The organism is Brevundimonas sp. Leaf168 (genome assembly GCF_001423685.1).
Taxonomy (GTDB): Bacteria; Pseudomonadota; Alphaproteobacteria; order Caulobacterales; family Caulobacteraceae; genus Brevundimonas; species Brevundimonas vesicularis_C.
The window spans coordinates 201,980-217,716 of record NZ_LMOY01000001.1 but is presented as its reverse complement, the minus strand read 5'-3'; the positions used below and the strand labels follow the sequence as shown (position 1 = coordinate 217,716).

At 68.3% G+C, this 15,737-nt stretch carries 14 protein-coding genes; 4 read left to right on the top strand and 10 right to left on the bottom strand.

The genetic code is table 11. From position 1 onward, the window contains the following. Window positions 1-120 precede the first annotated feature (120 nt). The 8 genes from ASF81_RS01035 to ASF81_RS01000 form a co-directional block, all read right to left on the bottom strand. Window positions 121-1,293: a phage portal protein gene (locus ASF81_RS01035; RefSeq protein WP_055803657.1), complete on the bottom strand. Its 1,173-nt coding sequence runs from the start codon at window positions 1,291-1,293 to the stop codon at window positions 121-123. A gap of 125 nt (window positions 1,294-1,418) precedes the next feature. Then, window positions 1,419-2,504: an acyltransferase gene (locus tag ASF81_RS01030; RefSeq protein WP_055803653.1), complete on the bottom strand. Its 1,086-nt coding sequence runs from the start codon at window positions 2,502-2,504 to the stop codon at window positions 1,419-1,421. Between the two features lie 38 nt (window positions 2,505-2,542). Continuing rightward, entirely contained in the window at window positions 2,543-3,682 is a 1,140-nt protein-coding gene (locus ASF81_RS01025; RefSeq protein WP_055803648.1) for an SGNH/GDSL hydrolase family protein, read from the bottom strand. Next, a complete protein-coding gene (locus ASF81_RS01020) occupies window positions 3,682-3,969 on the bottom strand; it encodes a hypothetical protein (protein WP_055803643.1) in 288 nt (95 codons plus the stop codon). Before ASF81_RS01020 ends, ASF81_RS01025 begins: the two co-directional genes overlap by 1 nt. Before the next feature lie 32 nt (window positions 3,970-4,001). After that, window positions 4,002-5,228 carry a DNA-packaging protein gene (locus tag ASF81_RS01015; RefSeq protein WP_082503394.1) on the bottom strand — a complete coding sequence of 409 codons (1,227 nt, stop codon included), beginning with the start codon at window positions 5,226-5,228 and terminating at the stop codon, window positions 4,002-4,004. Next, window positions 5,146-5,493 (bottom strand): hypothetical protein, encoded by a 348-nt coding sequence (locus ASF81_RS14940; RefSeq protein ID WP_162237566.1) that lies wholly within the window; start codon window positions 5,491-5,493, stop codon window positions 5,146-5,148. The genes ASF81_RS01015 and ASF81_RS14940 overlap by 83 nt, the downstream gene beginning before the upstream one ends. Before the next feature lie 209 nt (window positions 5,494-5,702). Beyond that, a complete protein-coding gene (locus ASF81_RS01005) occupies window positions 5,703-6,164 on the bottom strand; it encodes a YcgN family cysteine cluster protein (RefSeq protein WP_082503429.1) in 462 nt (153 codons plus the stop codon). A gap of 40 nt (window positions 6,165-6,204) precedes the next feature. Beyond that, window positions 6,205-6,579, bottom strand: coding sequence for a multidrug efflux SMR transporter (locus ASF81_RS01000; RefSeq protein WP_369814894.1), 375 nt, complete (start codon window positions 6,577-6,579; stop codon window positions 6,205-6,207). A gap of 139 nt (window positions 6,580-6,718) precedes the next feature. Here ASF81_RS01000 and ASF81_RS00995 point away from each other — a divergent pair, with 139 nt between their 5' ends. Next, on the top strand, window positions 6,719-8,536 hold the full coding sequence (locus ASF81_RS00995; RefSeq protein ID WP_055803629.1) for an ABC-F family ATP-binding cassette domain-containing protein: 1,818 nt from the start codon (window positions 6,719-6,721) through the stop codon (window positions 8,534-8,536). Between the two features lie 42 nt (window positions 8,537-8,578). Here the strand turns inward: ASF81_RS00995 and ASF81_RS15200 are convergent, their stop codons facing one another. Then, complete coding sequence (locus ASF81_RS15200; RefSeq protein WP_200932834.1) at window positions 8,579-8,752, bottom strand: hypothetical protein; 174 nt, start codon at window positions 8,750-8,752, stop codon at window positions 8,579-8,581. A 92-nt stretch (window positions 8,753-8,844) separates the two neighbouring features. On the opposite strand from ASF81_RS15200, the gene ASF81_RS00990 reads away from it, so the two are divergent. Next, the gene (locus ASF81_RS00990) at window positions 8,845-9,813 is read left to right on the top strand and encodes an alpha/beta hydrolase (protein WP_055803626.1); all 969 of its coding nucleotides are present in this window, start codon (window positions 8,845-8,847) and stop codon (window positions 9,811-9,813) included. Here ASF81_RS00990 and ASF81_RS00985 read toward each other — a convergent pair. Then, window positions 9,810-12,707: a PAS domain S-box protein gene (locus ASF81_RS00985; RefSeq protein WP_200932832.1), complete on the bottom strand. Its 2,898-nt coding sequence runs from the start codon at window positions 12,705-12,707 to the stop codon at window positions 9,810-9,812. The two genes, ASF81_RS00990 and ASF81_RS00985, sit on opposite strands and share 4 nt — an antisense overlap. 455 nt (window positions 12,708-13,162) lie before the next feature. On the opposite strand from ASF81_RS00985, the gene ASF81_RS00980 reads away from it, so the two are divergent. After that, window positions 13,163-14,581 carry an energy transducer TonB gene (locus ASF81_RS00980; protein WP_156363101.1) on the top strand — a complete coding sequence of 473 codons (1,419 nt, stop codon included), beginning with the start codon at window positions 13,163-13,165 and terminating at the stop codon, window positions 14,579-14,581. Window positions 14,582-14,625: 44 nt separating this feature from the next. Continuing rightward, the gene (locus tag ASF81_RS00975; protein ID WP_055803618.1) at window positions 14,626-15,666 is read left to right on the top strand and encodes an ABC transporter substrate-binding protein; all 1,041 of its coding nucleotides are present in this window, start codon (window positions 14,626-14,628) and stop codon (window positions 15,664-15,666) included. Window positions 15,667-15,737: the final 71 nt, after the last annotated feature.

Genomic DNA, 15,737 nt, shown 5'->3' with positions numbered 1-15,737 from the left:
GCGGCCACTCCAGCGTCGCGATCCGCGCCGCGGCGCCCCCGGCCCAGACCAGGCCGCCCACCGTCTGCACAACGACGGCGATCAGCAGCGCCGTCGGCACGCGCCGGATATGATAGTCGGTCATGCCCCCAACCCCGCCATCCGCCGACGCTCTTCGTCGGTCAGGAAGCTCGCCGCCTCCAGCCGCGCCCACAGGGCGTCACGCTCGGGCTGCAGCGCCGAGACTGCATCCAGGTCCGCCCGGATTTCGCACCCCGCGAACCGCTCGCCCAGCCAGCCCGTCATCGCGCCCGCCGCCTTTCTCACCAGCGGGATCACCGTCTGTCGCCAGAAGGCCGCATTGGCCTCGCGATAGTTGGCGTAGGTCGCATCGCCGGGTATCCCCAGCAGCTGCGGCGGCACCCCGAAGGCCAGGGCGATCTCGCGCGCCGCCGCATGTTTGCCGGCCGTGAAATCCATCTCCGCCGGCGTCAGGCTCAGCGGCTTCCAGTCCATCCCGCCCTCCAGCAGGATCGGCCGCCCGGCGTTGGTCGCCCCGGCATAGACGTTCGACAACTGATCCTTCAGCGCCTCGAACTGTCCGTCCGTCAGCCGCTCGCCGTTCCTCGCCCCATAGACCAGCGCCCCCGACGGCCGCGCCGCATTGTCCAGCAGGGCCTTGTTCCAAGCGCCCGCCGCATTGTGCGCATCCACCCCTTGCGCCGCCGCCTCCAGCGGCGACAGCCCGTACCAGTCGTCCAGCGGGTGCCATAGCTTCAGGTGCATCACTGGCGCCCAGCCGTCCGCCGCCCGCCCGATCCGCACCGACCGTCCGTCTACGGAATAATCCCAGGCCTCGGGCCAGCCTGACCGGCCCGGAACCACCTTCACCCGATCCGACCGCAGCGCCCACAGCTCGTCCGGCGCACCGTCTCCATCCGCATCGCCGGTCGCCTCGACATAGGCGTTGCCCGACACCTGCAGCGCGCCATAGACCGCCTCCATCAGCTCCGCCCCCGACTGCTCGGGATTGGGCCGACGGATCAGTTTCGCCAGCGGATGCGCATCGTCGCGCGCCCCGTCCACGAACACCGCGAACGGCGCAGCCGCCGCCGCCTCGGCGATCATGCGGATGCAGCGATAGGCCACGGCATTCTTCTGATACCCCTCGCGCGCTAGACTGGCGTAGTCGTTGGGCGTCCACCGCGGCCGCCCCACCCCCGACAAGGCGATCACCCCGCCCGCCCGGCTCTCCTTGCCCTCAGGCGCGCCTACGCGCCCCGCCTGACCGAACGGCCACCGGATCGAAACCATCGCAATCTCCTCAGAATTCTCGTCCTTCTCCCAGTCGGAGAAGGTGGCTCGAAGAGCCGGATGAGGGTCGGCCGGTGTGCTAGTCCGCACGAGCGCGACCCCCACCCTTTCGCGTTGACCGATCGCTACGCTCTCGGACGCTCAAGCCCTCTCCCAGCGGGAGAGGGTGTCATCACCTTCAACAACGGCCGCTCGATCCAGACGTGGACGACACCCCCCGCCGCCAGACTGGCGAGCACCGTCAGCCCCACCACCGCATCCCCCGGCAGGGCGACCATCCCGCTCTCGAATATCCGCCCCAGGGCCCGGATGACCAGCACATGGACCAGATAGATCGAATAGGACGCATCCCCCATGAAGGCCGCCGCCCGCGCCAGCCGCCCCGGCGCCCGATCCGTCCGCTCCATCCGCACCACGCCGAACACCAGCAGGGCGCTGGGCAGACCCCAGATCAGCACCCGCCTCAACCCGTTCCACGGCTCGTTCAGCGCCCGCACATCGTCGATGCCGCCATAGCCGAAGACCAGGCTCAACACGAACCCGACCAGCGCCAGCCCGACCGCCCACAGCCCCAACCCACGCGGCGCCCTCCGCCACACCCAGGCGATCCCGACGCCCAGCAGAAACTCCAGAATGATCGGCGCGCCCCAGAACCTCAGCACCGGCGCCGCCACGACCAGCCCGGCCGCCAGCATCGCCGCATAGGCCCCGACTAGCCCCCAGCCGACCCGCCGGCCGCCCGCCATCGCCCTGCCCGCTATGGCCAGGCCGAACCCGGCGTAGAACAGCATTTCGAAACACAGGGTCCACCCCGGCCCCAGCGCCGGAAACGTCATCTCCAGTCCGCTGAACGGCCAGAACAGGAACGTCGCCGCCGCCACGTCCGGGCTCAGCGTCCCGCCCCGCGCCATGCCAATCAGGATCGGCAGCGACAGCAGCCAGTAGATCGGCGCCACCCGCCGAAACCGCCGCCACAGGAAGGCCCCGGCCGCCTCGACGCCCGCCTGCCCCCGCGTCGTCGTGGCGATGATGAAGCCGCTGATGACGAAGAACACGTCCACGCCGACGGCGCCGAAGTTCTCCAGCGTCCCACCGGCCAGCACCGTCTCCAGCTCCAGCCGCGTCCCGGCCAGATCCACGGCGTGTGTGACGACCACCGCCGTCGCCGCCGCGAACCGCAGCGCCTGCACCCCGTAGAACCGCTCCCCCATCCGCCACGGTTACCACCGCGCGAACGCGAGCGACAACCTCAGATCATCACACGCGCCCGCACCGCCTCGGCGATCCGCGCCTGGCCCGCCGCATTGGGATGAACGGAATCGAACATCAGACCGCCGGCGAAGCTGCCGCCGAACAGGGCCGTCCCATCGATGGGCGCCGCCAGCCCCCGCGTCGCCGCCACCTCGAAAACCGCATCCCTCAGAGCGGCTTGCGCCGCATAGCTCGCCTTGCCTTGGGCCGGGTCCGACGGACAACCCGTCATCAGCAGCACGTCCCCCGTCGTCAGGCACCGATCCACCAACGTCCCCAGCCCGGCCTTGTAGGTCGCCACCGCCGTCGCCGCGTTCCAGTCGTTGATGGTCAGGCACACGACCGACAGATCGGGCGCCGCCGCCGGGATCGACCCATAGGCCCGGTACGGCTGATCCGTCGTGATCCAGTCCGCGATCCGGGCCCCGCCCCACCCGGCGTTGATCACCCGCGCCCGCTTCACATCTGACCGCCACGCAAACCCGCCTGCAATGAACACCGCCCCGCCCGAGGCCCAGCGCACGCTCACCGGCCCGGCTGTCTCGGAAAAGGCCACAGTCGTGACCTCCATCGACGCCGCCTTGGTGGTGTTCACCGTCGCCCGCACTACGCCGTCCGTCTCGACCGTCAGCACCCCCAGCGCCGTATTGGTCACGGCCCACAGATCGAACCGATCCACCGGCCGGTCCGGCTGAAAACTCCAGACGCCCGTCGACGAGGCCGCGCCCGAAAACAGCTTGCCGCCCATCCCGGTCAGGGCATTGACGCCCCACCCGGCCCCCATCGTCACGCGCGGATCATAGGCGGAATAACCCCCGCTGGCCCCATCCGCCGCCCCGGCCCCGGCCACCGAGGCCGCCGACGCCGGCAGGCCCCGCCCGCTCATCATCGCCGCCAGCCGCTCGGGCCAGGCGCTCGCCCGACCGTTCGGCGTCCAGCCGCCGGAGACCGCACCATAGCCTTGGGTCACGCTGTCGCCGATGCACAGCAGCCGCGCCTCGCGCCCGCCCGCCTGCATGGTCCTGACCGCCGCCGACCAGACGGGCAGGTCGGGCATGGCGAACCGCGCCCCACCCAAGACACCGGCCAGCACCCCGCCCGGTGCCGCCGTCGCCGCTCCGATCTCGACACCCGACATCAGTCGAAGGCCGCCACGATCTGCGTCGCCGTCGTCCCGGTCGCCAGCACGCGCCGCACCTGCACCGGCAACCAGCCTACCGGATGGTTGGCGAACGTCACGGCGTCCCCATCCTCGGCCCCGACCGTCAGCACACGGACATTGCCCGCCCCACCGACATAAAGCGCCTTGGCGTAGGTCGTCAGATCGACCGTATCGCTGGGGGTCACCGCCGCCGCGCGCCTCGCCGGCCCGCCCGCATCGCGCCCATGGTTCAGCAATCCGTCCCGCTCGGGAATGGCCGGCATATCGTCTCTCCTGTCGTTGAAATCTTGAGGCTCTAAAGCCCCCGCAACCGCGGTCCCGCCGACTGCGGCCCCAGCATCAGCCGCGTGATCGCCCACACCAGTGCGTCGGCCCGATCCGGGCTGGGCCCGCCCTCGCTGCCCAGCGCCAGCATCTCTTCCTCCAGGGCCGGGAAGGCATCGCAGTGGACCACCCGCCCCTGTTCATAGAGCAGGGCCACCGGCTCGGCCCGCGCCGCCTTGGACCGCGAGGCGTGGACCGTCTCAATCCGGCAAGGACACGCGCTGATGGCCAGGACCGAGCGCACCATGTCGCCGCCCTGATTGCTCTCGGCGACCACCTCGTGCGCGCCGAATTCGTGTGCGGCCGCGCTGACCGCCCCGCCCCAGCTCTGGGGCGAGCGCCCCTGCACCGTCCGGTCGGCCAGCACGAAGGCGTGGCGACCTTTTCCCCCCACGACCACAATGCCGCAGGCGTCTCCCGTCGCGGTCGCCGGCGGATCGACCGCCACGACGATCCGGTCCAGTTCGACCGGTCGCGCGCCCCTGGCCCGTTTCAGGTCCGCGATGCGGAACAGGGCGCCCTCGCCTTCGACCACCACGCCTTCCAGTTCCTGCGCCGCCAGCCGCGTCCCGCCATAGACGTCGTTCAGATGCGCCAGAAAGCCGGGCGACAGGTTCTGCGCGTTCAGCGCCGTCGCCGCACGCTCCGTCACCGTCCCGGCCTCGGCCATCAACCGCCTCAGCGCCGGGATCGGCCGGGGCGTCGTCGTCACCGCCAGCAGCGGCGAGGCCCCCAGCCGCAGTCCGAACCTCAGATTCGACAGCACCATCTCCGGCCGTCGCCAGGCGCAGAATTCGTCCGCCCAGGCGGCATGAAACTGCGGCCCCCTCAGACTGTCGGGATCCTCAGCCGAAAACGCATAGGCTGCCGATTGATTGCCCCACACCAGCCGACGCCGCCCCGCCTCCCAACGCGGCCTGTCGCCCGGCTCCGCCAGCGCCTTGATCCCCGACGCGCCCTCCACCATCACCTCGCGCACGTCGTGCAGGGCGGGGCCGACCAGGGCCAGGGTGATGCCGGGCAGCTCTCGCGCCATGATGTCGATCCAGACCGACCCGGCGAAAGTCTTGCCCGACCCTCGTCCCCCCAACAGAAGCCAGGTCCGCAGGTCGAGGTCACGCGGCTTGTGTTGGTGCTCCAGCAGCCGCGCATGATTGCGCTTCAGCCTTAGCGCGCGCCCGTGCAGCTGCTTCAGCATCCTTTCTCTCGATGATGCTGTCGATCCGCTCGTATTCGACGAGCAGTTCTCGTCGGATTCGCTCGTCCTCGGCGGGGTCGTAGGTTCGTCCACCCATCTCGTCCTCTTCGTTGTCGCTCAGGCACAGCAGTCGCATCGCCTCGACCGCCTTGGCCGACCGCGCGATCACCCCGATCTGGCGCGCGACCTTCTCGGCGACGGCGGCGTCCTTGACGTCCGTCTCGCAGACGCTCTTGGCTGTCTCTTCGATCTTCGCCTTCATCATCAGGAACAGGGGCTCCATCCACCCTGCGCAGGACGCAGCCGTCTCGCGCGCGCCGCCGCAGCCGCCGTCTTCGTCGTCCTGATTTCCCGTCATGCCCAAACCATAGCGGACCAGCGTCCTCAGGCCGGAAGAACGCCCACATAATTCGCCAACGGTCTGTTTTCGCACGCTTTCAACCAGCGTCATTGCGCTGGCTAGGGGGTGCTACCCTATCGCTCCCGGCCGCGTTCGACCGTCCATTCCGGCGCCTCGAAATCCAGCGCATCCTCCGGCTCGGCCAGCGACAGCTCCGAAATCGTCTGCCCCCGCACCGACACGCCCGCCGTATGCACCGTCTCGCGACTGCCCGAGATCAGATGATGCCACTTCGCCAACGGCCGCCCCTCATGCAGCCGGCGATAGGCGCACGACTTGGGCATCCACTCCAGCGCCTCGATATTGCCGGGCGTCAGCTTGATGCAGTCCGGCACCTGGGCCTTGCGGTTCGCATAGTCCGAACAGGCGCAAGCGTCGGGGTCGAACAGCTTGCAATGCACCCGGGTCGGAATGACCTCGCCCGTATCCTCATCCTCGAACCGGATCACGCAGCACAGCCCGCACCCGTCGCACAGCCCCTCCCACTCGGAAGGCGACATCTCGGCCAGGGTCTTGGTTTCCCAGTAGGGCTGCATGGCGCGCCTCATACGCGCCGCGCCGCCGCTTGTCACAGCCTCAATGCCCGACCGTCTTGGAGAACAGGTTGATCACCACCACTCCGCCGACGATCATCGCCAGCCCGACCATCGCCGGCAGGTCCAGCCTCTGGCGGAACACCACCGTCCCGATCACCGAGATCAGCACCACCCCCAACCCGCTCCAGATCGCATAGGCGATCCCCACCGGCATCTGCCGCAAGGCGATCGACAGCAGGTAGAAGGCCAGGCCGTAGCAGACCGCCATCCCCGCCGTGGGCCAGGCCCGCGTGAACTGCTGCGAGGCCTGCAGCATCGTCGTGCCCGCCACCTCCAGCGCGATGGCGCCCAGCAGCGCGGCCCAGGTGATCATGCTCATGACAGGCCCATAGCGCGGCCCGACGCCGGGCCGCAAATCCACAGCCTGCGGCTCGTATCGCCTTTCCAGTGGCGAAATGGGCCTGAACCCCTTAGATCACACCCGTTTCCGCCCCCCTCCGCCGCGCTGTGCGCGGTTTCCCTCTCCGGCGTCGCCCGAGAGGATCGAAAGTCACATGGCAGCCAGACCCCCTCTCGTCGCACTCAAGGACGTCCGTCTTCAGGACGGCCAGCGGCCCCTCTTCGACGGCGTCGACCTTGCAGTCGAACCGCGCAGCCGCGCGGCCCTTGTGGGCCGCAACGGCGCGGGCAAGTCCACCCTGATGAAGGTCGTCATGGGCCTGATCGAGCCGGACAGCGGCGACCGCTCCATCCAGTCCGCCGTCCGCTTCGCCTATGTGCCGCAAGAGCCCGTGATCACCGGCGAGACCCTGCTGGACTATGCGTCGTCGGGCGAGGCCGAGACATGGACGGCCGAAAGCTGGCTGGAGACCTTCGGCCTGAACCCGGCGAAGTCGACCCAAGGCCTGTCTGGCGGCGAAACCCGCCGCGCCGCCCTAGCCAAGGCTTTCGCCGAAGAACCCGACCTGCTGCTGCTGGACGAGCCGACCAACCACCTCGACATCCTGGCCATCGAACTGCTGGAGAACGAGCTGATTCAGGCCCGGTTCGCCCTGCTGGTCGTCAGCCACGACCGCGCCTTCCTGAACCGCGTCACCAACACCGTCCACTGGCTGGAAGGCCGTCGGGTCCGCACTTTGAACAAGGGCTTCGTCGAGTTTGACGAATGGTCCTCCAAGGTGCTGGAGGAAGAGGCCGAATCCCTGCGCCGCCTGACCAAGACCATCGAGCGCGAGACCGCCACCTTCTACTCCTCCATCACCGCCCGCCGCAGCCGCAACGAAGGCCGCGCCCGCTCGCTTCAGGCGCTGCGCGCCGAACGCGCCGAGAAGATGAAGGACGTGCCGCGCGAACTGTATCTCGGCGTCGATTCCGGTTCGACCTCGGGCAAGCTGGTCGCAGAGATCAAGCATGTCTCAAAGGGCTTCAACGGCCGCACCCTGTTCAAGGACCTGACCACGCGCATCATCCGCGGCGATCGTCTGGGCATCGTCGGTCCCAACGGCGCGGGCAAGACCACCCTGGTCAAGACCCTGCTGGGCGAACTGGCGCCCGACGAAGGCACGGTGCGCATGGGCGCGAACCTTGAGCCGGTCTATCTGGACCAGTCGCGCGAGGGGCTGAAGTCGGACATGACCCTGTGGGACGCCCTGACGCCGGGCGGCGGCGACAGCATTCTGGTGCGCGGCGTGTCCAAACACGTCGCCGCCTACGCCAAGGACTTCCTGTTCTCCGAGGCCCAGCTTCGCCAGCCGATCTCGACCCTATCGGGCGGCGAGCGCAACCGCCTGCTGCTGGCCAGGGCGTTGGCCAAGCCGGCCAATATGCTGATCCTCGACGAACCGACCAACGACCTGGATATGGACACGTTGGACAAGCTGGAAGAGCTGCTGGAGGGCTATGACGGCACCCTGATCCTGGTCAGCCACGACCGCGACTTCATCGACCGGCTGTCCACCTCGACCCTGGCCCTGAACGGACGCGGCGACATCGTCGAGACCCCCGGCGGCTGGACCGACTTCATCCGCCAGAACCCCGGCTTCCTCCAGCCCGGCTCGAACCCCCGCCCCCAGGACAAGGCCGCCGCCCAGCGCGCCGCCGAGGCGCCGCCGCCCGCCGTCGCCCCCAAGAAGACCGCCAAACTCTCCTTCAAGGATGCTCACCGCCTGAAGGAGCTGGAAGCCCTGATCGACACTTTGCCCGCGACCATCGCCAAACACGATGCGACCCTGGCCGACCCCGGCCTCTACGCCCGCGACCCCAAGGCCTTCGACGCCGCCATGAAGGCCGCCGAAAAGGCCCGCGCCGACCTGGAATCCGCCGAACTGGAATGGCTGGAGCTGGAAGAGAAGAAGGCGGCCCTGGCGGGGTAGGGACCGAACGGCTCGTCACCCTGGCGAGGACGGCTTCAGGTCCTAACCCTGACTGTCCGGATCCCCGGACGGCGTCTTCGCCGCACCCCGGTTCTGCATCACGCTGACGGCGATGCAGGCGACCAGGCCGAACGCAAACCACAGGCCGAACTTGCCCGTCAAAAGCCCGATCAGGCCAAAGATCAACAGGACGCCGAAGGGGGTGAGCCGTTTCATGGGGCGGACGATAACCGGCTTTGTCGTGGCTGACGAGGCTGCGCCAAAGGCCCGGACTTGAAACCAAACCCGCCGCTGCACACTCAAGCTTCATGACCCTGCGCAGTCACCTCGTCGAATTCGCCCCGCCCCAGCAGGCGGCGGTGCGGCGGATCAACGCCGTCCTCGCCCGCGCGCCGCGTCTGCGCACCGACGGCTGGCGGATCGATGCGGGCCAGCGGCTGTCGCTGTGGCTGGACGCGGCCGCCGGGCGGGTCACCACGCCTCGTCTCAGGAAGCGCGGCGTGACGGTCGAGATCGTCCAGACGGACGGCGACCACTCCGTTCCTTTGCGCGTCCTGCATCCGACGGGCACGCCGCGCGCCGTCATTCTGGACATCCACGGCGGCGGCTGGGTGCTGGGCAGCGCCGGGCTGAACGACCGGCTGAACGCCCATCTGGCGCACCACGGCTTCTGCGTGGTCTCGGTGGATTATCGCCTGCTGTCCGAGCGGCGTCAGATCTATATCGACGCCGCCATCGCCGACTGTCTGGCCGCCGCCTATTGGACGGTCACCAATGTCGATCGACTGGGGGCCTCGACCCTGTTTCTGGCGGGCGAATCCGCCGGCGGGCATTTGGCCGCCCTCACCGCCGTCGCCCTGCGCGACCAAGGGCTGATCGATCTGGTGAAGGGCTGCGTCTTCACCTACGGCGTCTTCGACCTGTCGGGCACCGAAAGTGTGCGCTCTGCGGGGCCAGAAACCCTGCTGTTCAATGGCCCGACGATGCAGGCCGATCTGGCGCGCCTGGCGCCGGATCGCGACGAGGCGGCCTTGCGCCAGCCCGACGTCTCGCCCCTGTATGCCGACTTGACCGGCCTGCCGCCCGCCCTGTTCCTCGCCGGCGAACAGGATCCTCTTTTCGAGGACAGTCTGTTGATGGCCACCCGCTGGGGTGAGGCGTCGGACGCGGACCTGATCCGCGTGCCCGAGACCCCGCACGGCTTCCTGCATTTCGGCGGCCCGGCCGCGCGCGGCGCGCGCAAGGCGATCCGCACCTGGCTGAACGCCCGGCTCTAGCTCGCCTCGATCAGTTCGCGGATCCGGCTGCCCAGCGCCTCCATGGCGAAGGGCTTGGTCATGACGTGCATGCCGGGATCCAGGTGCCCGTTGCCGACCACCGCATTCTCGGCATAGCCGGTGATGAACAGCACCTTCAGGTCCGGCCGATCAATCCGCGCCGCATCCGCCATCTGACGCCCGTTCATCCCGCCTGGCAGACCCACATCAGTCACGAGCAGGTCGATCCGCGCCCCCGATTGCAGCAGCTTCAGCCCCGCCACGCCGTCGGACGCCTCGATGCACTGATAGCCCAGCTCATGCAGGATTTCGGCGACCAGCATCCGCACCGTCGGCTCGTCGTCCACGACCATGACCGTCTCGCCGGCCTGGGCGCGAGGGGCCTGTTCGACCTCGGGGATCAGATCGGCGTCGTCCACCTCGCCGAAGTGGCGCGGCAGATAAAGGCAGATCATCGCCCCCTCGCCCGCCTCGGAATAGATCCGCACCTGCCCGCCCGACTGGCGCACGAAGCCATAGATCATCGACAGGCCCAGGCCCGTCCCTTCGCCCAGCGGCTTGGTGGTGAAGAAGGGCTCGAACGCGCGCGCCGCCACCTCGGGCGCCATGCCCGTGCCGGTGTCGCTGACGCAGATGGAGACATATTGGCCCGGCTCCAGATCCTGGGCCTTGGCCGTGCGCGCGTCGATCCAGCGGTTGCCGGTCTCGATCGTCAGACGCCCCCCGCTCGGCATGGCGTCGCGCGCATTGATGCACAGGTTCAACACCGCGTTTTCCAGCTGGTGCGCGTCGATCAGCACGGGCCACAGGCCGGCGCCGGCGACCACCTCCACCTCAATGCCCGGCCCTGTCGTGCGCCGCACCAGATCCTCCATCCCGCGAATCAGGCGGTTGGGATCGGTCGGCTTGGGATCCAGGGTCTGACGCCGCGAGAAGGCCAGCAGCCGGTGCGTCAGGGCCGCCGCGCGTTTCGCCGCCCCCTGCGCCGCCACCGTGAACCGCTCCACCTCGGCATGACGCCCCTGCGCGATCCGGTTGGTGATCAGTTCCAGGCTGCCGCTGATGCCGGCCAGCAGGTTGTTGAAGTCGTGGGCGATGCCGCCGGTCAGCTGGCCGACCGCCTCCATCTTCTGGCTCTGGCGCAGCGCCTCCTCGGCCTGCATCAGGGCGCTGGTGCGTTCGGCGACCTGTTCTTCCAGCGTCTCGTTGAACCGCGCCAGTTCGGCCGATTGGCGGCGCAGGTCCTCGATGTCGGTGTTGGACCCGACCCAGCGCAGGATCCGCCCCTCTTCGTCGTGCACGGGCTCGGCCCGAACCATGAAGGTGCGATAGACGCCGTCGTGACGGCGGATGCGGAACTCGTTCTCATAGACCTGGCCGCTGGCCAGGGCCTGGACCCATCGCTCGGACGCCCAGTCCAGGTCGTCCGGGTGAACAACCTTGCCCCACCCGGTCGTGCCGTCCAACGCGCCCTCTGCAAGGCCGGAGTAGGCATAGACCTGGGGGTTGAACCAATACAGCGAGCCGTCCGCCCAGCTGGCCCAGATCTGGATCGGCGTGGCCTGGGCGAAGACCCGGAACTGGGCCTCGCTGTCGCGCAGGGCCGCCTCGCTTCGGGCGCGCTCGGTCGCCGTACGCACCCGTTCGGCCACCTCGCGCATCAGGCGCAGATCGCTGTCGGTGTAATGGCGCGGCGTCGCATGGTTGACGAACACCATCGCCACGACCCGCCCCTGTTCCATCAGCGGCATGTTGACGAACGACCCGGCGCTGATGGCCCTCAGCGCCTCGGCCGTATCAGCCGTGCGGGGATCGCGGGCGACGTCGTCGATCGCCACCGTCTCGCCGCGCTTGATGTCCTCGATATAGGACCCGTAGTCGCGGAACGACAGGACGCCGGCGATGCTGCTCACCCCCGGCTGGTTGAAGTCGCGCGCGATGGTGATGGTCTCGGCGGCCGTGTCCACCGTGCCGTATCCGGCCCGGCTCACGCCCATGGTGCGGGCCAGAACCTGGGCGGAGGCCTGGGCGATGTCGCCGGCGTCGGTCAGGTCGCGGATCGCGTCGTTCAGCTCCAGCAGCGCGTTCTGACGCGTCTCGCTCTGTTTGCGCTCGGTGATGTTGTTGAACAGGATGGCGACCTGCCAGGCGCCCGGCTGGCCGATCCGCAGCGCCTGCACGTCATACCAGCGACCAAAGATGTCGGCCGGGTTCTCGAAACGGACCGGCTCGCCCGTCCGCGCCACCCCGCCGTAGAGATCGAACCAGTGCTGCTCCAGTCCCGGCGCGATCTCGCTGACCCATTTGCCGTAAGGGTCGACCAGGCCGGTCATCTCCTCGAAGGCCTTGTTGCCCTCGACGATCCTGTAATCGACCGGCCGATCCGCCGCGTCGAACTTCATCTCGATGACGCAGAACCCCGTCGCCATCGCCGCGAACAGGGCGCCGTATCGCGCCTCGCTCAGCGCCAGCGCCTGGTCCGCCCGGTGGCGATCCGACACATCCATCCCCTGGATGAATACGCCCCAGACCCGACCGTCCTCCTTCAGCGGCTGGAAGACGAAATCGACGTAGCGGTCCACCACCTCGCCGCCCGGCTCGGCCTGAACGGCGTACAGGGCGCTGTCGGCCCGGTGCGCCTCACCGCTGAGGTAAACTTGGTCCAGCAGGTCCAGATAGCCTTGCGCCACTGCATCGGTCAGCACCTCGCCCACCGTGCGCCCGATCACCTCGCGGTGGCCGATCACCTTCTGGTAGTTGGGATTGGTCAGCTCGAACCGATGGTCCGGCCCCGTGACCAGCGCCATGAACCCCGGCGCATGGGCGAACATCTGGGCCAGTTGGCTGCGATTGATGCCGATCGACAAAGCGTGGTCAGAGCCGGTGTTGGACAACGAATTCCCCCAAGGACTTTTGTCCGTTGATCACAGAACCCAAAGCGCGCCGCACGGTTGCAGCGCAATGTGTCCGACGCCGGACATAGCGCTCTATCGCCGCGTTTCTGTGGACAAGACAAGACGCTGATCCGCAATCGCGAATTTGATCCGTCCACCGATGTTCACAGGCTTGTCCACCGCCGCCGGGCCAATCGTGCACACTGGGGCGAGTTCGGGCGCTTGCCTCATAGCCGGTTTCGTCCGAACGTCAACAGGCCAAGGGACACGGGGCAGCGGAAATCCAGGGAGACCTGGACCTCCAGCGAACCGGCCCGGCTCTCCGACCCGGCGCTTCGGGCGATCTTCGGATCGTAACGTGCGACAGGCGGGATCCAGGCTCCAGTCTTCGACGGTCTTCGGATCGACGGCAGACAGGAGAACCGGATCGGGATCGACGGACGACGCGGACTAAAATGCCGTGGGACGCCGAAGACCAGGAGCGCGACAGGATACAGCCGACCGTCCTTTCGGGTTCGCCCGAAACGACGCTGACGCCAAGGTCCAGACCCGAACGGCCAAGTCCAACCCGGACTTGGCGAGGGGACGAAGCTGACGGGTCCGCCCGCACGCTTCGTCCCCTCGCTCAATTGGGGCGCCGAAGACATGAAATCACGCTAGACAGCCGCCGCGCCAGATGCACCCATGAAGTGCAGACGGAGACACCCATGCGCGCGATCCTGTTCGGCCTCGGCCTTGCTCTGACGATGACGGCGCCCGGGTGGGCGCAAGCGCCGGTCGTTCGCCATCAAAGTGCGACATCGCCGGAGCAGGTCGTGTTTTTGATCCCCTCGACCGACATCCAATGTGACGGTCAGGCGGTTAAGCCGACCTTTTCCGACGATCTCCGCGTGGAAACTACTGGCCCATCTCGTGCCGACCGAACGTCCGTCTCCCTGTCTTTCAGCGTCGATGACACGGGTCGCACCTTCGACATTCGTGCGCCCCGGACTGCGACGCCCTCTAACAGCCCGATCATCATCCCGACCGGCATTGGCTCAGAACATGAACAGGCCGCCCTCGCCGCCTGGCGCTTCGATGGCCCTCGTCGCGACTGCATCATGACCATTCGTTACACGGCCAAACCTTTCATCGAGGCGACGACAGGCGATCTGCTGCGCTATTTCGCGGTCACGCGGACGCGCGGTCCCATCCGAGACGCCGTGGCTGTTCGTCTCGCTGGGCCAGACGCCAACTGCGGAGGAGAGCGCAGAGGCGGTCGCGCGCCCCGCACCGTCAGTTATCCGGACTACAAGATCGGACAGCGTCCGCCGCCAGGCGGTCGATCCTGGACGGTCGTTCGCTGGGACGTCGACGCCGACGGGCGCGCCGTCAATGTCGAGACCCTGGGTTCCGCCGGTGATACGGCGTTCGATGCCGAAACGCGGCGCGCCGTGTCGGAAACCTTTGTCGAGAGCGGAGCGCCGCTGAAAGGCTGCGTCTTCAACTTCTACCGGTACGGCGAAAACCTTCGCGCGCCGGTGATGCAGCAAACCAGCGACGATCCGCTGCAGAACTGTCCCCCCGAAGTCGGTGCGCGATTCCAGGCGCGCGCGACGCCGGAAACCTACCCTCAGGCCTTCAGGGATCGCGGGATCGAGGGCTGGGCCCGCGTGCGGTTCGACTTCGCCACATGGGGTCAAATCGGCAATGTAGGGGTCATCGACGCCCAGCCCGCCTCCGCGTTCGGCGAAAGCGGCGTTCGCGTGGTTCAGACCAGCCGGGCCGACTCCGGGTTCCAGGCGGGCGTTCGCTGTGTAGCGCCCGTCCGCTATGTTCTTTCCCAAAGTCCCGGCGACGGGGCCTCCTCGACATCAGACAACGCGGCGGACTGACGCCCCGCCTTCCCAAGGCCCCTATCGCCCCGTAAGTCAGGGGCATGAGCTTGTTGGGGAATCGCCTGCTGACCCGTCGCCGTGCGCTGATCGCGGGCGGGGCGGCTGTGGCGGCGGGGGCGATCGGGCTTAGGGCCTGCGGGCGGGCCGAGGCGCCGGTCGACGAACAGGGCCGCGTGCGTTTGCGTTTCGCCACCGACTGGCGCGCCCAGGCCGAACAGGGCGGCTTCTATCAGGCGCTCGCCAGCGGGGCCTATGAGAAGCGCGGGCTGAACGTCCAGATCGTCCAGGGCGGCCCCGGTGTGAACGTGCCGCAACTGCTGGCCACAGGCGCGGTCGAACTGGGCATGGGCTCCAACAGCTTCATCCCCCTGAACCTGGTCGCGTCTGGCGCGCCGGTGAAGGCGGTCGCCGCCTTCTTCCAGAAGGACCCGCAGGTCCTGATGGCCCATCCGGACGAGGCGCTGGAGACCATCGCCGATCTGGCCGGCCGACCCTTCCTGCTGTCCGAGGCTGGGATCAGCACCTTCTGGGTCTGGCTGAAGGCCAAATACGGCTTTACCGACGAGCAGCTGCGCCCCTTCGCCTATGACCCCGCCGCCTTCATCGCCAATGCGCGGGCGGTGCAGCAGGGCTATCTGACCAGCGATCCCTACGCCATCGAACAGGCGGCCGATTTCGACCCGCGCGTCTTTCTGCTGGCCGACGAGGGCTATCCCTCCTACGCCGCCATGGTTTTGGCGCCCAACGCCTTCGCCCGCGACAATGCCGCGGCGCTGCGCAGCTTCATCGCCGCCTCTGCGGAAGGGTGGCGCGACTATATCCGGGGCGACGCCTCGGCCGCCGACGCCCTGATCCGCAAGGACAACCCGGACATGACCCAGGCCGTGCTGGATCAGGCCCGCGAGCGCCTGCGCGACTACGCCATCGTCGATGGCGGCGACGCGGCGCTTTACGGCCTGGGCGCCCTGACCGAGGAACGCTGGCAGGCCTTCTTCGACGTGACCTCGAAAGCGGGGGTTTACGAGTCTGGTCTGAACTGGCGCGACGCCTTCACCGACAACTATCTGCCCGGTCGCGGCTGACACGCGGTCGTTGTCGAATCCTGGCGCCACATTAGCGCGGGATTAAGGGTCCGAGCGCTAGTGTGTGCGCT